Annotated in this window: 18 protein-coding genes; 7 read left to right on the forward strand and 11 right to left on the reverse strand. The window is 68.8% G+C overall.

All coding sequences use genetic code 11. The features are described from left to right. Positions 1-156 precede the first annotated feature (156 nt). Complete coding sequence (mmsB, locus tag V5F48_RS12825; protein ID WP_394259040.1) at positions 157-1,056, forward strand: 3-hydroxyisobutyrate dehydrogenase; 900 nt, start codon at positions 157-159, stop codon at positions 1,054-1,056. 139 nt (positions 1,057-1,195) lie between these two features. Here mmsB and V5F48_RS12830 read toward each other — a convergent pair whose 3' ends face one another. Then, positions 1,196-4,000, reverse strand: a complete 2,805-nt coding sequence (locus V5F48_RS12830) for a [protein-PII] uridylyltransferase (protein ID WP_394259041.1) — start codon at positions 3,998-4,000, stop codon at positions 1,196-1,198. A 494-nt stretch (positions 4,001-4,494) separates the two neighbouring features. Between V5F48_RS12830 and V5F48_RS12835 the strand changes: the two genes are divergently transcribed. The 3 genes from V5F48_RS12835 (at position 4,495) to yihA (ending at position 8,331) form a co-directional block, all read left to right on the forward strand. Beyond that, positions 4,495-5,073 (forward strand): hypothetical protein, encoded by a 579-nt coding sequence (locus V5F48_RS12835; RefSeq protein ID WP_394259042.1) that lies wholly within the window; start codon positions 4,495-4,497, stop codon positions 5,071-5,073. Positions 5,074-5,336: 263 nt separating this feature from the next. Then, complete coding sequence (locus tag V5F48_RS12840; protein WP_394259043.1) at positions 5,337-7,568, forward strand: transglycosylase domain-containing protein; 2,232 nt, start codon at positions 5,337-5,339, stop codon at positions 7,566-7,568. Positions 7,569-7,677: 109 nt separating this feature from the next. Further along, on the forward strand, positions 7,678-8,331 hold the full coding sequence (gene yihA, locus V5F48_RS12845; RefSeq protein WP_394108930.1) for a ribosome biogenesis GTP-binding protein YihA/YsxC: 654 nt from the start codon (positions 7,678-7,680) through the stop codon (positions 8,329-8,331). Positions 8,332-8,622: 291 nt separating this feature from the next. Here yihA and V5F48_RS12850 read toward each other — a convergent pair whose 3' ends face one another. The 6 genes from V5F48_RS12850 to V5F48_RS12875 all read right to left on the reverse strand — a co-directional run bounded on the left by V5F48_RS12850 (position 8,623) and on the right by V5F48_RS12875 (position 13,016). Next, positions 8,623-9,246, reverse strand: a complete 624-nt coding sequence (locus V5F48_RS12850; protein WP_394259044.1) for a 2,3-bisphosphoglycerate-dependent phosphoglycerate mutase — start codon at positions 9,244-9,246, stop codon at positions 8,623-8,625. A 156-nt stretch (positions 9,247-9,402) separates the two neighbouring features. Next, positions 9,403-10,218: a 4-hydroxy-tetrahydrodipicolinate reductase gene (gene dapB, locus V5F48_RS12855; RefSeq protein WP_394108928.1), complete on the reverse strand. Its 816-nt coding sequence runs from the start codon at positions 10,216-10,218 to the stop codon at positions 9,403-9,405. An 80-nt stretch (positions 10,219-10,298) separates the two neighbouring features. Then, positions 10,299-10,943 carry a DUF1330 domain-containing protein gene (locus tag V5F48_RS12860; RefSeq protein WP_394108927.1) on the reverse strand — a complete coding sequence of 215 codons (645 nt, stop codon included), beginning with the start codon at positions 10,941-10,943 and terminating at the stop codon, positions 10,299-10,301. 111 nt (positions 10,944-11,054) lie between these two features. Continuing rightward, positions 11,055-11,759, reverse strand: coding sequence for an orotidine-5'-phosphate decarboxylase (gene pyrF / locus V5F48_RS12865; protein ID WP_394259045.1), 705 nt, complete (start codon positions 11,757-11,759; stop codon positions 11,055-11,057). Continuing rightward, positions 11,756-12,340: a histidine phosphatase family protein gene (locus V5F48_RS12870; protein WP_394259046.1), complete on the reverse strand. Its 585-nt coding sequence runs from the start codon at positions 12,338-12,340 to the stop codon at positions 11,756-11,758. The genes pyrF and V5F48_RS12870 overlap by 4 nt, the downstream gene beginning before the upstream one ends. Before the next feature lie 58 nt (positions 12,341-12,398). Next, positions 12,399-13,016, reverse strand: a complete 618-nt coding sequence (locus V5F48_RS12875) for a class I SAM-dependent methyltransferase (protein ID WP_394108924.1) — start codon at positions 13,014-13,016, stop codon at positions 12,399-12,401. Between the two features lie 256 nt (positions 13,017-13,272). Between V5F48_RS12875 and V5F48_RS12880 the strand changes: the two genes are divergently transcribed. Beyond that, positions 13,273-13,560, forward strand: coding sequence for a hypothetical protein (locus V5F48_RS12880; protein ID WP_394259047.1), 288 nt, complete (start codon positions 13,273-13,275; stop codon positions 13,558-13,560). Positions 13,561-13,562: 2 nt separating this feature from the next. Here the strand turns inward: V5F48_RS12880 and dnaJ are convergent, their stop codons facing one another. Together dnaJ and dnaK are read right to left on the reverse strand one after the other, a co-directional pair. After that, positions 13,563-14,702 (reverse strand): molecular chaperone DnaJ, encoded by a 1,140-nt coding sequence (gene dnaJ / locus V5F48_RS12885; protein WP_394259048.1) that lies wholly within the window; start codon positions 14,700-14,702, stop codon positions 13,563-13,565. 262 nt (positions 14,703-14,964) lie between these two features. Continuing rightward, complete coding sequence (gene dnaK, locus V5F48_RS12890) at positions 14,965-16,860, reverse strand: molecular chaperone DnaK (RefSeq protein WP_394108922.1); 1,896 nt, start codon at positions 16,858-16,860, stop codon at positions 14,965-14,967. A 258-nt stretch (positions 16,861-17,118) separates the two neighbouring features. Between dnaK and pncA the strand changes: the two genes are divergently transcribed. After that, positions 17,119-17,805 carry a bifunctional nicotinamidase/pyrazinamidase gene (gene pncA / locus V5F48_RS12895; RefSeq protein ID WP_394259049.1) on the forward strand — a complete coding sequence of 229 codons (687 nt, stop codon included), beginning with the start codon at positions 17,119-17,121 and terminating at the stop codon, positions 17,803-17,805. A 135-nt stretch (positions 17,806-17,940) separates the two neighbouring features. On the opposite strand, the gene V5F48_RS12900 is transcribed toward pncA, so the two are convergent. After that, positions 17,941-18,321 carry a VOC family protein gene (locus V5F48_RS12900; protein ID WP_394108920.1) on the reverse strand — a complete coding sequence of 127 codons (381 nt, stop codon included), beginning with the start codon at positions 18,319-18,321 and terminating at the stop codon, positions 17,941-17,943. A 185-nt stretch (positions 18,322-18,506) separates the two neighbouring features. After that, entirely contained in the window at positions 18,507-19,097 is a 591-nt protein-coding gene (locus V5F48_RS12905; protein WP_394259050.1) for a hypothetical protein, read from the reverse strand. 218 nt (positions 19,098-19,315) lie between these two features. Here V5F48_RS12905 and V5F48_RS12910 point away from each other — a divergent pair, with 218 nt between their 5' ends. Further along, on the forward strand, positions 19,316-19,951 hold the full coding sequence (locus V5F48_RS12910; protein WP_394259051.1) for an alpha-ketoglutarate-dependent dioxygenase AlkB family protein: 636 nt from the start codon (positions 19,316-19,318) through the stop codon (positions 19,949-19,951). The last annotated feature ends 151 nt before the right edge of the window (positions 19,952-20,102 follow it).

Here is a 20,102-nt window from a genome sequence, read left to right on the forward strand (position 1 = left end):
AACAGGCGAGTTCGGGCGGGAGAGGGTTTGCAGCGCTCCCGGCCGCGCGGCTGGGGCACGAAGATTGAGGCCGTAGGAAACGGTCGGCTCCCTCTCCCGCTTGCGGGGGAGGGGTGGGGAGGGGGCAGGCCCCCTGCAGCATCGGGGAGGAACCACATGACCACCATCGCATTCATCGGCCTCGGCAACATGGGCGGGCCCATGGCCGGCAATTTGATCAAGGCCGGCCACAGCGTGCTCGGCTTCGACCTCGCCCCGGCGGCGCTGGAGGGGGCGAAGGCGCGGGGCGTGGCGCTGGCGGACAGCGCGGCGGCGGCCGTGGCGGCGGCGGACGTGGTGGTCACCATGCTGCCCTCGGGCAAGCATGTGGTCGCCGCCACCACCGGCGCCGACGGCCTGTTCGCGGCGGCGCGGCCCGGCACCCTGTTCATCGACAGCTCCACCATCGACGTTGCCTCCGCCCGCGCCTTCCACGAGGCGGCGAAAGCGGCGGGCCATGCCAGCGTGGACGCCCCCGTCTCCGGCGGCGTGGGCGGGGCGGAAGCGGGCACCCTCACCTTCATGGTGGGCGGCACCGACGCCGCCTTCGGCGCGGCGAAATCCCTGCTGGAGCTGATGGGCAAGAAGATCGTGCATTGCGGCGGCGTCGGCGCCGGTCAGGCGGCGAAGATCTGCAACAACATGATCCTCGGCATCTCCATGATCGCGGTGTCGGAAGCCTTCGTGCTGGGCGAGAAGCTGGGCCTGTCCCACCAGGCGCTCTATGACGTGGCCTCCACCTCATCGGGGCAGTGCTGGTCGCTCACCACCTATTGCCCGGTGCCCGGCCCGGTGCCCACCAGCCCCGCCAATCGCGACTATGTGCCGGGCTTCGCGGCGGCGCTGATGCTGAAGGACCTGAAGCTGTCGCAGGACGCCGCCGAGACCTCGGGCGCCGCCACGGCGCTGGGCGCGGCGGCCACCGCCCTCTACACCGCCTTCGCGGCGGAGGGGAACGAGGGCAAGGATTTCTCCGGCATCGTGGAGTGGATCCGCACCCGCGCCGACGAGACCTGATCGGCCACTTCTCCCGGTCTTCGGCTCCGGTCTTCGACCGGGGCCGAGTGGGGACGCTCAGGCGCCGCGCGGGCTTGAAGCTCGCGCTCAGGCGCCGCGCGGGCGCAACGCCCGCGCGCGTTTTACACGGTCGGCCGCATCACCCCCGCGCGGCGCGGCGCGGGGCTTCCTCATCCTCGGCGGGGCCTTCGAACACGGCCACCAGCGCCCGGCGGATGGTGGACTGGCGCGCCGCCCCGGTGATCTTCGCGCCCATGAGGTCGGTGACGTAGAACACGTCCACCGCCCGCTCGCCGAAAGTCGCCACATGGGCCGAGGCGATGTTGAGGTTGAGCCGCGACAAGGTGTTGGTGAGGGCGAACAAGAGGCCCGGCCGGTCGAGGCCGGACACCTCCACCACCGTGTGGCGGTTGGACCAGGCGTTGTTCACCGTCACCTCGGGCTCCACCGTGAAGGTGCGGCGGCCCTTGGGGATCTTGCGGGCCATCACCTCCGGCAGGCGCACCTCGCCGGTGAGGGCCTGCTCCACCGCCTCCTGGATGCGGCCGGCGCGGCGCAATTCGTCCTCGTCGCGATCGAAGGCGCGGCGCATGGCGATGGTGTCCAGCGCCAGCCCGTCGGTGGTGGTGGAGATGTGGGCGTCCACGATGTTCGCCCCCGCCGCCGCGCACGCCCCGGCGATGATGGACAACAGCTTGGGATGGTCCGGCGCCACCACGGTGAGGGTGGTGATGCCGCGCCCGGCCTCCAGCGTCGCGTGGGTGGCGATGGAGCGGCCGGCGGTCTCCGCCTCGTCGATGAAGCGGGCGTGGCGCAGCTTGGTGTCGAGGTCCACCCGCAGCCAGTAGGGCGGATAATGGCGGGCGACGTAGGCGGCCACCTTCTCGTCCGACCAGTCGGCGAGGGAGTTGCGGAATTGGGACTGGGCGGCGGTGACGCGCTTGCCCCGGTCCACTTCCGAGAAGCCGCCGGTAAGCACCGGCTCGGTCTCGTAATACAGCGTCTTCAGCAGCTGGGCCTTCCAGCCGTTCCAGGTGCCCGGCCCCACCGCCTTGATGTCGGCGGTGGTGAGGATGGTGAGCAGCTTCATGCGCTCAAGGTTCTGCACCACGGAGGCGAAATTCTCGATGGTCTTGCGGTCGGACAGGTCGCGGGACTGGGCCACCTGCGACATGACGAGGTGCTGTTCCACCAGCCACACCACGGTCTCGGTCTCCACCGGCGACAGGCCGAGGCGCGGACAGATGCGGCGGGCAATGCGCGCCCCCGCCACCGAATGGTCCTCGGGCCGGCCCTTGGCGATGTCGTGCAGCAGCAGCGCCACATAGAGCAGGTTGCGGTTCTTCACCGTGCCCATGAGGTCGTTGGCGAGCCCGTTCTCCGGATTCACCTTGCGCTCGATCTCCGACAACACGCCGATGCAGCGCAGCAGGTGCTCGTCCACTGTATAGTGGTGGTACATGTTGAACTGCATCATGGCCACGATCTTGCCGAACTCCGGCAGGAAGCGGCCGAGCACGCCCACCTCGTTCATGCGCCGCAGCACGGTCTCCGGCGCGTTCTTGGAGGTGACGATCTCCAGGAACAGCCGGTTGGCCTCCGGATTCTCGCGCACGCCGGCGTCGATGAGGGCGAGGGAGCGCGCGGCGAGCTGGGTGGCGTCGGGATGGAGCGCGAGGTTGCGCTTGTCCGCCACCTGGAAGATGCGGATGAGGTTGACCGGGTCGCGCTTGAAGGCCTGATCGTCGATGACGTTCAGGCGGTCATGGTCGAGGATGAAGTCCGGGGTTTCCTTCAGGGTGATGCGGCGCGAGCCGGCGCGGAACCGCTCCACCATGCCCTTCAGGCCCGGCACCGGCTTGTCGTGGCGCGCCTCCAGCGCGGCGGAGAGGATGGCGGTGAGGTCGCCCACATCCTTCGCCACGAGGAAATAGTGCTTCATGAAGCGTTCCACGTCGCGCTGGCCGGGGTGCTCGGTGTAGCCCAGGCGCTGGGCCATCTCCCGCTGCACGTCGAAGGAGAGGCGGTCCTCGACGCGGCCGGTGAGGAAGTGGAGATGGCAGCGCACCGACCACAGGAAGTCCTCGCACTTGGTGAAAAGGCGCGCCTCCTCGCGGGTGAACACGCCCTTCTGCACCAGCTCGTCGGTGGTCTGCACCCGGTAGACGTACTTGGCGATCCAGAACAGGGTGTGCAGGTCGCGCAGGCCGCCCTTGCTCTCCTTCACGTTCGGCTCGACCAGATAGCGCGACTGGCCGGAGCGGCGCAGCCGCTCTTCCCGCTCGGCCATCTTGGCGGCGACGAACTCGGCGCCGGTGCCTTCCACCACTTCCTTGTCGAAGCGCTTCTCCAGATCCTCGAACAGGCCCTTGTCGCCGACGATGTAGCGCGCCTCCAGGATGGAGGTGCGGATGGTGAAGTCGGCCCGCGCCTGCCGCAGGCATTCGTCCACCGAGCGGGTGGCGTGGCCCACCTTCAGCCCCAGGTCCCACAGCATGTAGAGCATGGCCTCGGCCACGCTCTCGCCCCAGGCGGTCTGCTTGTAGGGCAACAGGAACAGGATATCGGTGTCGGAGCCCGGCGCCATCATGCCCCGGCCGTAGCCGCCCACCGCCGCCACCGCCATGCGCTCGGAGCGGGAGGGATTGTCGGCCGGATAGAGAAAGCTGGTCGCCACCTCGTGGGCGCAGGCGATCACCGCATCCTGGAGGGCGGACAGCCGCATGGAGCAGCAGCGCCCGCAGCCGTCCTCCTTCAGCTGGCGCTCGGCCTCGGCGCGGCCGTCCTGAAGCGCCTTCTTGAGGCGGGCGACGACGGCATTGCGCAAATCCAGGTCGCGGCCCTTGTGGGCGGCGGCAATCTCGCGGGCCTCGACCCGGAGCTTGGTGCCTTCGAACGGTTCGCCGATGACGCGGTGGGCTTTGGGAGTGCGGACGATGGGCATGCTCGGCGATCTGAAGGCAGCAAGAGGAAGGCAGCTTATACCTTTAGCGCAAACCCATCCCGGCCGCGAGGGGGCCGTGGCCGGGGCATAGAGCGAACGCGCCAAAAGCTGAGGGAGAGGGGCACAGCGTGTGGGGGGCGAGACCCGCTCCCCTTCCAAGCGCCGCCGCTCCCTCTCCCCCTTGCGGGGGTTGGTGTGGAAATGCCGATTGGTGCAGATTGGCTCAGAAGCTCCCTCTCCCGCTTGCGGGGGAGGGCTGGGGAGGGGGCAAGGCGCCGGGGCAGGACACCGGCGGCAGGGACACCGGCGGCAGGACACCGGCGGCAGGACACCGGCGGCGGGACACCGGCGGCGGGACGGCCGTTGCCGTCGGCCCCCACCCCGCCTTTCCGCCCCTCCCAAACCGCCGCGCTGCCCATCAAAGGGCCAATCTTGCCGCCGATCCTGGCGGCTGACGCAAGGAGACGATGATGTACGGCGCAAGGCGAGGGACAATGCTGGCCAGTCTGCTGGCGAGCCTGGCCATGGGCGCCGGTGCCGCTGCCGGCGCCCAGGTCGGTGTTCCCCTCGGGATTCCCGCCCGCCCGGCCCCGCTCACCCCGGCGGCGCCCGTGGTACGGCCGGCGCCGAAGCCGATGCCGATGACGCGCCCAACGGTCCGCCCCCTGGCACCACCCACGGCACCGCCCACGATGGCGCCACTGAAACCGGTGGGCGCGCCCGTCGGGACCGGACGCCTGCCGCCGCCCCCGCCACCTGCCGCCCCCGGCCCGCTGACGCAACCGCCACAGCTGCCGCCGCTCTCCTCCACCACCCCCTTGAGCCCCCCTGCAACCACGCCGTTCCGGCCGGCCCCGACCCCGGTGCCTTTGCTCAATACAGTGCCGCCGGTGATCCTCCGTGCCCCCACGCAGAGCTGGGGTCCCGGCGGCCCGGTGGCCAACGGCGGGGCGCTGGGCATGCTCCAGCCGGGCATGGCCGCGGGGCTGGTCGGAGCGCCTCCCGCCAACGGCATGTGCTGGTACTACCGCACGCCGGACCGGCGCACCGGCTTCTGGGATCGCTGCCGCTAGAGCGTTTTCGAGCGAAGTGGATACCGGTTCGCGTAAAGAAAACGCGTGAACTCAATAACCTGGAGCATTTCCCCGATTCAGTGAAACGGGGAAATGCTCTAGCGTGTACTCGCGTGCCCGGCCCGCTCGGCGGTCCTTAACGGGTCCTTATGCCGCTGCCGCTAGGGTGGCTTCCGCCGCGCTGCGCTTCCGCCCCATTTTGATGCTGCAAGGGGGTGCCTCCCGCAGTGCAGCGGACGGGGGCGCGAGCAACGGGATCCTTCATGACGGCACGCGGACGAGGCGAGGGAATGCGGCGGGAACCGGTGCTGGAGCGCCCCGAGAGCCTGTTCGACATCCGTCTCGACGCCCGTGACCGTTCCGCCCCGCCCCCCGTGGACCCGCCGCGCCGCGCCGCGCGCGCCAAGGCCGCCACCAAGCCCTCCCCCGAGCCGCAACCCGCGCCCGCCGAGCCGCGCCGCGGCCGGGCCGATCCGCCGCCGAAGGCGAGGGACCGCAACAAGCCCGCGCGCCGGCGGCGCGGGTCGCTGGTGTTCGGGCTGATCAAGTGGGGCCTCATCCTCGGCGTGTGGGCGGTGCTGGGGCTGGCCGGCGTCATCGCGTGGGAGGCCTCCAAGCTGCCGCCCATGCAGACGCTGATGATCCCCAAGCGCCCGCCCACCGTCACCGTGCAGGGCGCCGACGGCAAGACGCTCGCGACCCGCGGCGACATGGGCGGCGTCGCCGTGCCCATCCGCGAGCTGCCGCCTTATCTGCCGAAGGCGTTCGTCGCCATCGAGGACCAGCGCTTCTTCAGCCATTTCGGCCTCGATCCCGAGGGCCTTGCCCGCGCGCTGGTCACCAACCTCACCTCGCGGCGGCTCAAGCAGGGCGGCTCGACGCTCACCCAGCAGCTCGCCAAGAACCTGTTTTTGACCCAGGAGCGCACCGCCTCCCGCAAGATCCAGGAACTGGTGCTGGCCCTGTGGCTGGAGCACAAGTTCACCAAGGCCGAAATTCTCGACCTCTATCTCAACCGGGTCTATTTCGGCGCCGGCGCCTATGGGGTGGAGGCCGCCGCCCAGCGCTATTTCGGCAAGTCCGCCCGGCAGGTGACGCTGGCGGAAGCGGCCATGCTGGCCGGCCTGGTCAATTCCCCCTCCCGCCTTGCCCCCACCCGCAACCTCAAGGGCGCGCAGGCCCGCGCCGGACTGGTGCTGGCCGCCATGCGCCAGCAGGGCCTCATCACCCCCGAGATGGCGAGCACGGCGCTGGCCCGCCCGGCCCAGCTCTCCCGCGCCGGCATGCCCGACAGTTCGGGCTATGTGGCCGACTGGGTCATGGACCAGCTGGACTCCTTCGTGGGCGAGGAGCTGCCCGGCGACGTGACCGTCCGCACCACGGTGGATTCCGGCCTCCAGCAGGCGGCGGAAAAGGCGCTGGACGACACGCTGGCGAAATCCGGCGCCAAGTTCGGCGTCGGCCAGGGCGCCCTCGTGGTGCTCGACACCGACGGGGGAGTGAAAGCCCTTATCGGCGGGCGCAATTATGCCGACAGCCAGTACAACCGCGCGGTGACCGCGCGCCGCCAGCCCGGCTCCGCCTTCAAGCCCTTCATCTACCTCACCGCCATCGAGCACGGCCTCACCCCCGAGAGCGTGCGGGAGGACGGGCCGATCCAGCTCAAGGGCTGGCGGCCGGAGAACTCCACCCACGAGTATCGCGGACCGGTGACACTGACCCAGGCCCTCGCCCTGTCGCTGAACACGGTTTCGGTGCGCCTCGCGCTGGAGTTCGGCCCCAAGGCGGTGGTGGCCACGGCCAAGCGGCTGGGCATCGCCTCGCCGCTGGACCCCAACCCGTCCATCGCGCTGGGCACCTCGGAAGTCTCGGTGCTGGAGCTGGCCGGCGCCTATGTGCCGTTCGCCACCGGCGGCATCGGCGTCATCCCCCACGTCATCGACGTGGTGAAGGGCGCCGACGGCAAGGTGCTGTACCAGCGCAACATCTCCGGTCCCGGCCGGGTCATGGATCCGGCCTATGCGGCCATGATGAACCACATGATGATGGAGACCCTGGCGAGCGGCACCGCCCGCCGCGCCGACCTTCCCGGCTGGGAGGCGGCGGGCAAGACCGGCACCTCGCAGGATTATCGCGACGCCTGGTTCGTGGGCTACACCGCGCGCTACGTCACCGCCGTGTGGCTCGGCAACGACGACTCATCCCCCACCAAAAAGGCGTCCGGCGCCAATCTGCCGGTGGAGATCTGGAGCCGGGTGATGAAGACCGCGCACCAGGGCGTGCCGGTGGCAGAATTGCCGGGGGGCCTGCGCTCCTACGGCTTCGGCGGCGCCGGCTATGGCGCGCCGGGGGGCAGCCTGCTGCCGCCGGAGAGCCTGCCGGACGACCGCCCGCCCGCCGTGGTGGGCCAGATGCCGCCGCCGCCCCAGCCGGAACAGCCCATGACCCTCGATCGCTGGTTCGCCGAGACCTTCCTGGGCGCCAAGCGGCAATGATGCCGACGGCCCCGGTCTTCGACCGGTGCCGAGAGGGCATCGCTCACGTGCCGCGCGGGCTTCACACCAACGGCTTGCGCCGCGCGCCCGGCTCCCCGATAACGCACCCATGACCGATACCGCTTCCGACGCGCCCGACCCCTTCCTGGAAACCGGCCGCCTGCTGTTTGCCGGCGACTGGCAGTTCGTCACGGCCGCCCCCACCGTGGAGGTGCTGCCGCCCATGGTCGGCATGGAGATCGCCCTCGCCGGGCGCTCCAACGTGGGGAAGTCCTCCCTCGTCAACGCGCTGACCGGCCGCAAGGCGCTGGCGCGCACCTCGGTGACGCCGGGGCGGACGCAGGAGCTGATCTTCTTCCGGGTGGGGCCAGAGCTTTGCCTCGTGGACATGCCCGGCTACGGCTTCGCCAAGGCGCCGAAGGAGAAGGTGGAGGCCTGGACCCACACCATCAAGGCCTATCTGCGCGGCCGGGTGAACCTGGCCCGCGTGTTCGTGCTCATCGACAGCCGCCACGGCATCAAGCCGGTGGACGAGGAAATCCTCGACCTGCTGGACAAGGCGGCGGTGTCCTACGCCATCATCCTCACCAAGTCCGACCAGGTGAAGCCCACCGCCTTGCCGGCGGTGATCGCGGGCGTTGAGGACAAGATCAAGCGGCGGCCGGCGGCCTACCCCATCGTCTTCCCCACCTCCAGCCAGACCGGCGCCGGCTTCCCCGAGCTGCGCGCGGCGGTGGCCCGACTGCTCCACGAGCAGGGGTAGGGTTCCCTAACGGCACTCAATCCTAAACCCTGCATGCCACCCGGCACCGGCCTTACCCCCTCTCCCGCGTGCGGGGGAGGGCTGGGGTGGGGGCAAGGCGCCGGGGCAGGACACCGGCGGGCGGACGGGTATGCGGAGAGGCTCCAGCCCCCTCCCTGCCCTCCCCCGCCGGAACTCGGCGGCTGCCGAGTTCCGTTCCCAAAAGCCGAGGCCGGAAACATCCGGCCTCGGGCGGGAGAGGGTTCACCGGCGGTCCTCAATCTTAAAGCGAACCAGCCCCCGGCCCCCAACTCACACCACCAGGTCGCGCTTCTCCGCCACGGTGGAATCCGCCGCCAGCCGGTAGACGATGGGTGCTCCGGTGCTCAGCTCACGCTTCACAATGCCTTCCGGGGACAGCTTCTCCAGCGTCATGATGAGCGCGCGCAGCGAATTGCCGTGGGCGGCCACCAGCGTGGTCTGGCCGCGCAGCACGCAGGGCAGGATCTCCTGCACGTAATAGGGCAGCGTGCGGGCCACCGTGTCGCGCAGGCTCTCGCCGCCGGGCGGGGCAATGTCGTAGGAGCGGCGCCAGATGTGCACCTGCTCGTCGCCCCACTTGGCGCGGGCGTCATCCTTGTTGAGGCCGGCGAGGTCGCCGTAGTCGCGCTCGTTCAGCGCCACGTTGCGGGTGGTGGGCACGCCCTCCTGGCCCATCTCGCTGAGGATGAGGCCGAGCGTCTTCTGGGCGCGGGTGAGGTCGGAGGTGAAGGCCACGTCGAAGGTCAGCCCCTCGGCCTTGAGCAGCGCGCCGGCGCGCTTGGCCTCGGAAACGCCCTGCGCGGTGAGGTCCGGGTCGCGCCACCCGGTGAACAGGTTCTTCAGGTTCCACTCGCTCTGCCCGTGACGGACGAGGACGAGGATGCGGTCGGACATGGAAAGCTCCTTAGACGAACAGCCCCGGTCTGCGACCGGCGCCAAGAGGGTTTCGCCCACAACGGGTTTCGCTCAATCGCCGCGCGGGCTTGTCTCCGGGCGTGGCTCCCGGCGCAAAAGTCTGCGGGCAAGAAATCGGCGCTCGGGCGTCGGCGCTCAGAAATCGCCGAGGCCGAGCACATCGGCCATGGAATACAGGCCCGGCTCGCGGCCCTTCAGCCAGCGCGCCGCCGTCAGCGCGCCGCGGGCGAAGATCATGCGGTCCTCGGCCTTGTGCACCAGCTCGATGCGCTCGGCCTGGCCGGCGAAGATCACCATGTGCTCGCCCACCACCGAGCCGCCGCGCAGGCTGGCGAAGCCGATGGCGCCCGGCTTGCGCGCGCCGGTGACCCCGTCGCGGCCGCGCTCGGAGCAGTCGTCGAGGTGGCGCCCGCGGCCCTGCGCGGCGGCCTCGCCCAAAAGCAGCGCCGTGCCGGAGGGCGCATCCACCTTCTTGTTGTGGTGCATCTCCACGATCTCGATGTCGAAGCTGTCGTCCAGCGTCGCCGCCACGCGGCGGGTGAGGGCGGCCAGCAGGTTCACCCCGAGGCTCATGTTGCCGGACTTCATGATGGGCGTGCGCCGGGCGGCGGCGGCAATGGCCGCGTTGTCCTCGTTGGAGAAGCCGGTGGTGCCGATGACATGGGCGATGCCCGCCCCCGCGAGGGTCTCGGCCAGCCGTACCGAGGCGGAGGGGCTGGAGAAATCCACCACCACGTCGGCACCGTTGAGGGTGGGCGCCGCGTCGCTCTCCACGGTCACGCCGTTGGCATTCAGGCCGCTCATGATCCCGGCATCCTCGCCCAGATGGGACGAGCCCGAATATTCCAGGGCACCCACCAGCGTGAGGCCCTCCGTCTCCGAGATGGCCCGGATCAGGGCGCGGCCCATGCGGCCGCCGGCGCCGGAGATGACGATGCGCAGTTCAGACACAGTCTTGGTCCTTGGCTTGGCCGGACGGAGCATTCCGGGCGTTTCGCGGGCGATGGGCGGATCGAGCGGTCGGCGGGCCGTCAGGCCGGCGGCGGCTCGCGCCCGGTATAGCCGGAGATCAGGAACAGGTCCGCCACCGACGCCGACTGGCGGATGGCCAGCGCCCGCTGGTAGCCCGGCGAGAAATAGCAGGCCCGCGCCGTCTCCATGTCGCGGAAGGCGATCACCACATAGCGCGCGCGCCCGCGGCCATCCAGCAGCTGGTGCCGGCCGCCGCGCACCAGGAACCATGCGCCGTATTCGGCGAAGGGCTCGGCGTTGGCCGCCACATAATCCTTGTAGCGCTCCGGGTCGGTGACATCGACCTTCGCCATCCAGTAGCCGCGGGGCTTGTCCGGCGTGCCCTCGGGCGGGGGCGCCGCCGACGGCTGGGGCCCCTCATAGCCCTCCACCGCCGCAAGGTCGGCGATGGCGGTGGCCCGGCGCAGGGCCCTCACCGGCTGGTAGTCCGGCGCCTCGTAGGTGGAAACCGCCACGTCGAAGGAGGGCAGTTCCACCAGCACGTTGCGGTGGCGCTTGATGCCTTCCAGGTGCTCGAAATCGCCGCCGCGCACGACGAAGAGCAGATTGTGCTCCGCCGCGAAACGGGCGTTGGCCTCCCGGTAGGTGATGTAGTCCACCGGGTTGACCACGTCGAGATTGAGGAACCAGTAGCCCTTCGCCATCGCCCCGCCTCCAGTTGCCCCGGCTCGGCCTGACCCGTGCCCATTCTGCCTCAGGCGCCTTGCCCCAGGCGCCCTTGCCTCGGGCCCGTTCTGCCCCAGGCCCGTTCTGCCTCAGGCGCCCGCCAGTTCCGCGAGGATGGCCTCGGCCGCCGCCACCGGATCGGCGGCCGCCGTCACCGGGCGACCCACCACGATGCGGTCGGCGCCCGCCGCGATGGCCTCGCCCGGAGTGGCGATGCGCTTCTGGTCGCCCACGTCCGCCCCCTTCGGCCGCACGCCCGGCGTCACCACCCGGCCATCCGGCCCGAGGATGGCGCGGACCATGGCCGCGTCGGTGGGCGCGCAGATCACCCCGGCGATGCCGGCCTCCCGCGCCTGCGCCGCCCTGAGGCGCACGGTGTCGGTCACGCCCATGCGGTAGCCCGCCGCGGCAAGGTCCGCGTCGTCATAGGAGGTGAGCACCGTCACCCCCAGAACTTCGAGCGGGCTGCCCTTGGCCCCCCGCGCCGCCGCCGCCATGGTCTGGGGATAGGCATGGACGGTGAGAATGTGCACCCCCCGCTCCGCCGCCGCGGCGGTGGCTCGCTCCACCGTGGTGCCGATGTCGTGCAGCTTGAGGTCGAGAAACACCTTCTTGCCGGCGCCGATGAGGTCGGCGGCAAGGTCCAGCCCTCCCGCGATGGAGAGTTCAAGGCCGATCTTGTAGAAGGTCACGATGTCGCCGAGCTGCCAGACCAAAGCCTCGGCCGTGCTCACGCTGGGATAGTCGAGCGCCACGATCATGCGGTCGCGGACTTTCGCATCGACAAGGCTCATGCGCCCTCCTCCATCGTGCGCCAGCGGTCCGGGCGCTGTCCCGCGCCGGCGCGGAACCAGCAGCCGCCGCCCACCGGCGGCTGGTCGTGAATGCGGGAGATGGGGTAGCCCGCCAGATGGCACAGAAGCAAGGTGCCAACCCCGCCATGGCCCACAAACAGGACTGGAAGCCGCTGATGGTCGCGCCCTTCGGCGAGGGTTCGGGTGACGGCGTCGACGATTCGCGCCTGCGCGACCTGGGCCCGCTCCCAGCCCGCGACGCTCTCATGCGGCCGGGCAAAGAAGGCATCGGCCATCTGCTGGAATTGCACTTCCGGCAGGTAACCTGTTGCAGAGCGGTCGTTCTCCTCCATCCGCTCGCGCACCTCGACGGGGAGGCCGAGGGCCGCGGCGAGGAGCGCGGCGGTCTCCTTCGCCTTCTCCTCGGTGGACGAGACGATGCCCCGGTAGGGGGAGAGATCCGCGCGTGCGGCAAAGGCACGCGTGCGCGCCCGACCCACCTCAGACAGCCCCCAGCGGGGTACCGGAACGGCCGGGTCCACCGCGACTTGAGGGTGGGTTAAGTAAAGGAAATCCGTCACTTATGACCCCGGCGGTGTGGCCATCCGGGCGCCGGGTAGCGCCGGCGGCACGGAAGCCTCAGGGCCGGCGATAGGCCCAGACACGGGCGGGGGGAATATTTCTCCACACCCGCGGCGAACGCTCGCCGTCGATGGCGCCGGGCACCAGCGGCACCGGCGAGACCACCGCATAAGTGAACTGCACGAACGGCGCGCCGGCATGGGACATGTCGAATGCCTCGTTCACCATGCGGTGCCGCTCGGTCTCCGGCATGGTGAAGAGCGGCAGCGACGAGATGGTGCCCACCGCCTTGCCCGGCAGCCGGTCGGTCAAGGTCTTGGCGAGGGTGTAGGCATCGCCGTTGATCACCGTGGCACCGGGATAGCGCAGGCGCAGCAGGGCGCAGAATTCCGGATTGTATTCGATGAGGAACAGGCGTTCCGGCGCGAACCCGCGCTGGATCAAGGCCTTGGTGACCGGCCCCGTGCCCGGTCCGAGTTCGATGACCGGGCCGTCCTGCTTCGGGTCGAGGTAGCTCGCCATCATCTTGGCCAGAGCCGGGCTGGACGGAGCCACCGCGCCGGTCTTGAGCGGATTCTGGAACCACGACTGCAGAAAGCGAACCTCGTCCTTGAGATTCGGCTTCGGAAGCAAGGGCTTTTGAAGCGGCCTGCGCTGGTCGTGGGAATGAAGCATCAACGGCACCTCGGGCGCCCGAGAGAACTCGGATATCAGGCGCTTAGACGGGAAAACAGGCGGGGTCAAGGTTGGTGCCGCAAGACTGCGTCGGATGCCGACGAGACGGCCTGGAGCGACACAAGAGGCTTTCACATGGCAAAAGAATGGCGGCAGCCGAAAAACGGCGCCGCCGAAGGGACGGCTTGCCGTATGCTACTTATGATTGTATAAGTAAAATATACATCTAAAAATATGTATATTCGGAGAGGCTGGCATGGCTCGGGACATCATCAAATTTGCCGTGACATCGTGGGCTGGATTCTCGTTTCTCGTAACAATCGTATTTTTCCTGGGTGGCGAATGGCAGAAGTGGCGAGAGCTTTCACAAGCTGCGCCCGCCCTGCTTCAAATATCGAAAGAGGCAAGCACCTTTGTCCGCTATGGGCAGGAAGTCGCCCTGAAGAGCGGAAATCTCTACCTCTTTCCCAATCCCGGAGGTGGCAGACCCGAAACCAGCGTGCTGGTCTCGCCCGCCCGAGCAGCATGGCAAGTCTCTAAATAACGTCAGGCCCCCTCGCCGGCGGCGCCCTGGAAGAATTCCTTCACCTTGGCGAAGAAGCCGGTGGATTCGGGATGGGTCTCGCCGGAGCATTCCTTGTCGAACTCGGCGAGCAATTCCTTCTGCCGCTTGGTGAGCTTCTGCGGCGTCTCCACCACCACCTGCACATACATATCGCCGTGGTTGCGCGCACGCATGATGGGCATGCCCTTGCCGGAGAGGCGGAAGCGCTTCTGCGACTGGGTGCCCTCGGGGATCTTCACCTTGCTCTTGTCGCCGTCGATGGTGGGCACCTCCACCGCGCCGCCCAGCGCCGCCGTCACCATGGCGATGGGGACCCGGCAATAGAGGTCCGCGCCCTCGCGCTGGAAGAAGGGGTGGGGCTCGATGGAGAGGAAGATGTAGAGGTCGCCCGCCGCCCCGCCGCGCACGCCGGCCTCGCCCTCGCCGCCGAGGCGGATGCGGGTGCCGTCCTCGACGCCGGCGGGGATCTGCACCGAGAGGGTGCGCTCGCGCGTCACCCGGCCGGCGCCGCCGCAATCGGCGCAGGGGTCCTCGATGACGCTGCCGCGGCCCTGGCAGTTCGGGCAGGTGCGCTCCAGGGTGAAGAAGCCCTGGGCATGGCGGATCTTGCCCGCACCGCCGCACATGCGGCACGCCTTGGGCTGGGTACCGGGCTTGGCGCCGGTGCCCGAGCAGGTCTCGCACGAAATCGAGGTGGGGATCTTGATCTGCGCGGTTTTGCCGGAGAAGGCCTCCTCCAGCGTGATTTCCATGTTGTAGCGCAGGTCCGCCCCGCGCCCGCGCTGCTGGCCGCCCCCGCCGCGGCCACGATTCATGGAGCCGCCGAACAAATCGTCGAAGATGTCGGCGAAGGAGGAGGCGAAATCGTTGCCGAAGCCGGGACCGCCACCGCCATTCTCGAAGGCGGCATGGCCGAAGCGGTCATAGGCGGCGCGCTTCTGGGGGTCTTTGAGGACCTCGTAGGCCTCGTTGACCTCCTTGAACATCACCTCGGCTTCCGGATTGCCGTGGTTGCGGTCCGGATGCCACTTCATGGCGAGCTTGCGGTAGGTGGCCTTCAGCACCGTCTCATCGGCGCCGCGGTCGCAGCCGAGGGTTTCGTAATAGTCGCGCTTGGCCATGCTCAATCTTCACCTGCCGCAATCGGCCTGCCCTGCTGTCCCGCCCTGAGGCTTGGCGAACAGTCTTGACAGTCTCAACTGATCGTCACTGCCGGCCTGGAGCTGGCAATCCTCGCTCCCCGGCCGGAACATGCATTACGCGTCGCTCCGGCGGACCGGCGTGGATGCCCGGGACAAGCCCGGGCATGACGTTCGAAACCGGACGCATATCCTCCCACGAAGGGAGGGTTGCCGACGGGCGCCAGCGCCCGCCGGCAGTCAATCACGCCGACTTCTTCTTGTCGTCGTCGACCTCGGTGAACTCGGCGTCCACCACGTCGTCCGCCGGCTTGGCGCTGGGCTCGGCGCCCGGCTGCTGGGCCGCATACATGGCCTCGCCGAGCTTGAGGGACGCCTGGGCCAGGGTATTGGTCTTGGCGGTGATCGCCTCCACGTCATCGCCTTCCAGCGCGGACTTGAGGTCGGCCAGGGCCGCCTCGATGGCGCCCTTCTCCACCGCGCCGACCTTGTCGCCATGCTCGGCGACGGCCTTCTCGGTGGAATGGACGAGGGCTTCCGCGTGGTTCTTGGCTTCCACCAGGGCCCGGCGCTTCTTGTCCTCGGCCGCGTGGGCCTCGGCGTCCTTCACCATCTTCTCGATGTCGACCTCGTTGAGGCCGCCGGACGCCTGGATGCGGATCTGCTGCTCCTTGCCGGTGCCCTTGTCCTTGGCGGAGACCTGCACGATGCCGTTGGCGTCGATGTCGAAGGTCACCTCCACCTGCGGCACGCCGCGGGGCGCGGGCGGGATGCCCATGAGGTCGAACTGGCCGAGCATCTTGTTGTCCGCCGCCATCTCGCGCTCGCCCTGGAACACGCGGATGGTCACCGCGGTCTGGCCATCCTCGGCGGTGGAGAAGGTCTGGCCCTTCTTCGTCGGGATGGTGGTGTTGCGGTCGATGAGGCGGGTGAACACACCGCCCAGGGTCTCGATGCCCAGCGACAGCGGGGTCACGTCGAGCAGCAGCACGTCCTTCACGTCGCCCTGGAGCACGCCGGCCTGGACCGCGGCGCCGATGGCGACCACCTCGTCCGGGTTGACGCCCTTGTGGGGCTCCTTGCCGAAGAACTGCTTCACCACTTCCTGCACCTTGGGCATGCGGGTCATGCCGCCGACGAGGACCACCTCGTCGATCTGCCCGGCGGTGAGGCCGGCATCCTTGAGCGCGAGCCGGCAGGGCTCCACCGTGCGCTGGATGAGGTCATCCACCAGCGCCTCGAACTTGGCGCGGGTGAGCTTCAGGGTGAGGTGCTTCGGGCCGGTGGCATCGGCGGTGATGAAGGGCAGGTTGATCTCGGTCTGGGTCGCGCTCGACAGTTCGATCTTCGCCTTCTCGGCGGCCTCCTTGAGGCGCTGGAGGGCGAGCTTGTCGTTGCGCAGGTCGATGCCCTGCTCCTTCTTGAACTCGTCCGCCAGATAGGTGACGAGCCGCATGTCGAAGTCTTCACCGCCGAGGAAGGTGTCGCCGTTGGTGGACTTCACCTCGAACACGCCGTCGCCGATCTCCAGCACCGACACGTCGAAGGTGCCGCCGCCCAGGTCGTAGACCGCGATGGTGCCGGCCGACTTCTTGTCGAGGCCATAGGCGAGCGCTGCCGCCGTGGGCTCGTTGATGATGCGCAGCACCTCGAGGCCGGCGATACGGCCGGCGTCCTTGGTGGCCTGGCGCTGGGCGTCGTTGAAATAGGCCGGGACGGTGATGACCGCCTTCTCGACCTTCTCGCCCAGGAACGACTCGGCCGTCTCCTTCATCTTCTGCAGGACGAAGGCGGAAATCTGCGAGGGGGAATATTTCTTGCCGTCCGCTTCCACCCAGGCATCGCCATTGTCGGCGCGCACGATGGAGTAGGGGACGAGATGCTTGTCCTTCTCGACGGTGGGATCGTCATAGCGGCGGCCCATGAGGCGCTTCACCGCGAAGAAGGTGCGCTCGGGATTGGTGACGCTCTGCCGCTTGGCAGGCTGGCCGACGAGACGCTCGCCGTCCTCCGTGAAGGCGACGATGGACGGCGTGGTGCGCGCGCCTTCGGCGTTCTCGATGACTTTCGGGGTGGACCCCTCCATCACCGCAACGCAGGAATTGGTGGTGCCGAGGTCGATACCGATGATCTTGGCCATATGGTTTTCTCCTTGTCGGCAGGCCGACCGGGCCCTTTCGGCACCCGCGGGGGATGGCCGCAGGCCCCTCCCGCAACCGATCCGCCGGCCCCCTGAACTTTCAAATTGGGGTTCGTCGCGACAACGACGATCGAGGCGGATATAGGGGGGGTGTTTTGGCGCCGCAAGGCGTGCCGGCTCGCGACCCGGTCCTTTTTCAACTTCGCGCGAGCCCGCGGCGCGGGCCAGCCCAGAGCGCTGTCGCAAAGGACGATGCCGATGCCTGCGCCTGTCCCGGTCGATGCCCAGCTCCCTGCGCCGGTCCCGTCTCCCGCCGCAAGCGCCGGGGCGCGCGCCGCGCTCGTGGTCGTCGACCTGCAGGTGGACTTCCTGCCCGGCGGCCGCCTGGCCGTGCCCGGCGGGCACGAGGTGGTGCCGCTCGCCAATGCCGTGGCGCGGCATTTCGCCAATGTGGTGCTGACCCAGGACTGGCACCCGCCGGGCCACGTCTCGTTCGCCTCAAGCCACGCGGACCGGGGCCCCTTCGACGAGATCGACCTCGCCTACGGGCGACAGATCCTGTGGCCCGACCATTGCGTGCAGGAGACCGATGGCGCCCGCCTGTCCGCCGCCCTGGACATTCCCCATGCCCAGCTGGTCATCCGCAAGGGGCACCACCGCACCATCGACAGCTATTCCGCCTTCTACGAAGCCGACCGCACCACCCCCACCGGCCTCTCGGGATACCTGCGGGACCGTGGCATCGATACAGTCTATCTTTTGGGGCTGGCGACGGACTTCTGCGTGTCCTGGTCGGCGGTGGATGCCGCCCGGCACGGCTTCGCCACCCACGTCATCGAGGACGCCTGCCGGGCGCTGGACGTGGACGGCTCCCTGGCCAAGGCCCATGCCGACATGGCCGCTGCCGGGGTGCGGCGCGTGCGGCTGGCGGAAGTGACCGCCTGAATATGGTAATTTAATACCGTAAGCCTTTTATCCTTGACCGATGCCGAGCCGGTATCGCTCCACACCTCGGGCGTTCCCGAGGTGTGGATTTGAACTCCGGTTCGGGCCATAGCTGGACGCCGGCGCCGCGCCGGCTCACCCGTCGAAGGCGGTCATGAGGCCGAGCGGCGCGCCGGTCGCGTCGGCGACGATGGCGATGCGGCCCACGCCCTCGATGTCGAACGGCGGCCGGACCACCTGCCCGCCCTTGGCCTCAAGCAGCGCCACACGGGCGTCCACGTCGTCCACGCTGATGTAGCCGAACCAGTGGGGCGGCACATGGGGTGGCACGATATCGGTCTTGTCCATGAGGCCGGCCACCGGCTCCTCGCCGAGCATGGCGACGTAATAGACACGACCACCCTCCATGGGCATCTCGCTGAAGGTCCAGCCGAGCACGGCGCTGTAGAAGGCCTTGGCCTTTTCCACATCGTCGGTCATCAGCTCGTTCCAGTAGAACTTCGCGTGCGGTGCCATGGCCTCTCCTGCCTGATGGGCGAGCGCCGGCACCATGCCCGAACCAACCTGCCACGGCCAGTGACCCGGATCAAAAGCCGCGGTGAAGCCGCACCTCGGGCGCCCGGACCTAAAACGCCCTGACCTTTGGGCCCCTTCTCCCCCCGCCGCGGGAAAAGGGGGCCACGGTCATTCGACCATCGCCCTCATTCGATGATCAGGATGATGCGACGGGTGCGGGGCTCCACCACCGCCGCCTCGGCGCCCGGCAGCACCACGTAGCGGTAGCCGGCGAGGTCTGCGCCGCCTCCGTAGCCACCGCCGTAGCCATTGCCGTAGCCACCCCCCTCATAGCCACCCCCATAGCTGCCGCCGTAGAGTTCGCCCGGATAGACCGGCGTGTTGTAGTCGGCGACGTCATAGTTTCCGCGGTCGGGATAGGCGACCCCCGGATCGGCCTGGCCATAATAGACCTGGCCATAATAGCCCGGCCCGTAATAGCCCTGCTGGTAGGTGGAGTAGCGCTGAGGTGCCACGGCGAAGCTCTGGAGTGGGATGCCCGCCGGCAGCACCGCCCCCACGGAGGGGATGAAGCCCCCGGGAATCAAGGCCGGCGGAACCGGGTGACGCAGCACATAACCCTGGATGTACCCGCGTTGGGCCGGCGAGATATACCCTCCGGGTCCCACCACCACGGCCTGTGCCGACGCGGCGGAGACCCCGGCGATCAGCACCGCGATACCGAGGCCAACCGAAAGACGGATGCTTGCGTGGAGACTCTTAAGGCGGGGATTCATGACTCTTCTCCTCTCGATCCCAGCGACCCGAAGACATCCTGCAGCGCCTTTTTGTTCCGACTTAGCTTAAATGTGATATGTAACATATGGTTACTTCCCCATTAAAGCCGTGGTCACGCCAAGGAAAAACCGCCGTCCAGTACCTCTGTTTTCTTTGAAACGCCGGAATCGGAGCGCCTGAAAACATGACGGCAACGCCCGCTTCCACGCCAACCCAAATGCCCGCCCATCTGCCAGCCCATTTGGCGGTTGCCCCCGGCGCCCTGTGGTTTCGCGATGCCCTCGACCGGGCGGCCCAGGCCGCCCTGCTCGCGGACATCCGCGCGGTGCTGGATGCGGCGCCGCTGTTCACGCCCGCCATGCCGCGGACGGGCAAGCCGTTCTCCGTCCGCATGAGCAATTGCGGGCCGCTCGGCTGGGTCTCGGATGCTGCCGGCTACCGCTATCAGCCGTTCCATCCCGAAACGCGCGCGCCCTGGCCCGCCATGCCGCCGGCATTGACCGCCCTGTGGACCACCTATGCGGCCTTCCCGGCACCGCCCGAGGCCTGCCTGATCAATTATTACGGGCCGGATGCGCGCATGAGCCTCCACCAGGACCGCGACGAAGCCGATTTCACCGCTCCGGTGCTCTCCCTCTCCCTGGGTGACACTGCCGTGTTCCGCATCGGCGGCGAAACGCGGGGCGGCGCCACCTCGTCCATCCGCCTGGCCTCGGGCGACCTCTTCCTGTTGTCGGGGCCGAGCCGGCTGGCGTTCCACGGCATCGACCGGATTCTGCCCGGCACCTCCACGCTGCTGCCCGAAGGCGGACGCTTCAACCTCACGCTGCGACGGGTTACTGCGGCCACCTGAAGCATCGCACCTATGCTCTCCTGTTCCTCGAACAGGCGTTCCCCGGTCTCCTGGCCCCACAGAAAAGCCGGATTTTCGCCCGAAACAGGCCTTTCGATCCGTGACCGGGGGGAGCGGAGGCCCTGCCGCCGGGTCCCTCCTTCCCCGCCGG

It is taken from the genome of Xanthobacter autotrophicus ATCC 700552 (genome assembly GCF_043194565.1).
Classification (GTDB): domain Bacteria; phylum Pseudomonadota; class Alphaproteobacteria; order Rhizobiales; family Xanthobacteraceae; genus Xanthobacter; species Xanthobacter autotrophicus_F.

What these genes read in the sequence shown, in the direction of transcription:
- V5F48_RS12900 (WP_394108920.1), bottom strand. Translation starts at nt 18,321, where the DNA reads ATGGCACCGCACGCGAAGTTCTACTGGAACGAGCTGATGACCGACGAT.
- mmsB (WP_394259040.1), top strand. Translation starts at nt 157, where the DNA reads ATGACCACCATCGCATTCATCGGCCTCGGCAACATGGGCGGGCCCATG.
- V5F48_RS12860 (WP_394108927.1), bottom strand. Translation starts at nt 10,943, where the DNA reads ATGGCGAAGGGCTACTGGTTCCTCAATCTCGACGTGGTCAACCCGGTG.
- V5F48_RS12910 (WP_394259051.1), top strand. Translation starts at nt 19,316, where the DNA reads ATGCCCGCCCATCTGCCAGCCCATTTGGCGGTTGCCCCCGGCGCCCTG.
- V5F48_RS12830 (WP_394259041.1), bottom strand. Translation starts at nt 4,000, where the DNA reads ATGCCCATCGTCCGCACTCCCAAAGCCCACCGCGTCATCGGCGAACCG.
- pyrF (WP_394259045.1), bottom strand. Translation starts at nt 11,759, where the DNA reads ATGAGCCTTGTCGATGCGAAAGTCCGCGACCGCATGATCGTGGCGCTC.
- V5F48_RS12880 (WP_394259047.1), top strand. Translation starts at nt 13,273, where the DNA reads ATGGCTCGGGACATCATCAAATTTGCCGTGACATCGTGGGCTGGATTC.
- V5F48_RS12905 (WP_394259050.1), bottom strand. Translation starts at nt 19,097, where the DNA reads ATGAATCCCCGCCTTAAGAGTCTCCACGCAAGCATCCGTCTTTCGGTT.
- dnaJ (WP_394259048.1), bottom strand. Translation starts at nt 14,702, where the DNA reads ATGGCCAAGCGCGACTATTACGAAACCCTCGGCTGCGACCGCGGCGCC.
- yihA (WP_394108930.1), top strand. Translation starts at nt 7,678, where the DNA reads ATGACCGATACCGCTTCCGACGCGCCCGACCCCTTCCTGGAAACCGGC.
- pncA (WP_394259049.1), top strand. Translation starts at nt 17,119, where the DNA reads ATGCCTGCGCCTGTCCCGGTCGATGCCCAGCTCCCTGCGCCGGTCCCG.
- V5F48_RS12840 (WP_394259043.1), top strand. Translation starts at nt 5,337, where the DNA reads ATGACGGCACGCGGACGAGGCGAGGGAATGCGGCGGGAACCGGTGCTG.
- V5F48_RS12835 (WP_394259042.1), top strand. Translation starts at nt 4,495, where the DNA reads ATGCTGGCCAGTCTGCTGGCGAGCCTGGCCATGGGCGCCGGTGCCGCT.
- V5F48_RS12875 (WP_394108924.1), bottom strand. Translation starts at nt 13,016, where the DNA reads ATGCTTCATTCCCACGACCAGCGCAGGCCGCTTCAAAAGCCCTTGCTT.
- dnaK (WP_394108922.1), bottom strand. Translation starts at nt 16,860, where the DNA reads ATGGCCAAGATCATCGGTATCGACCTCGGCACCACCAATTCCTGCGTT.
- V5F48_RS12850 (WP_394259044.1), bottom strand. Translation starts at nt 9,246, where the DNA reads ATGTCCGACCGCATCCTCGTCCTCGTCCGTCACGGGCAGAGCGAGTGG.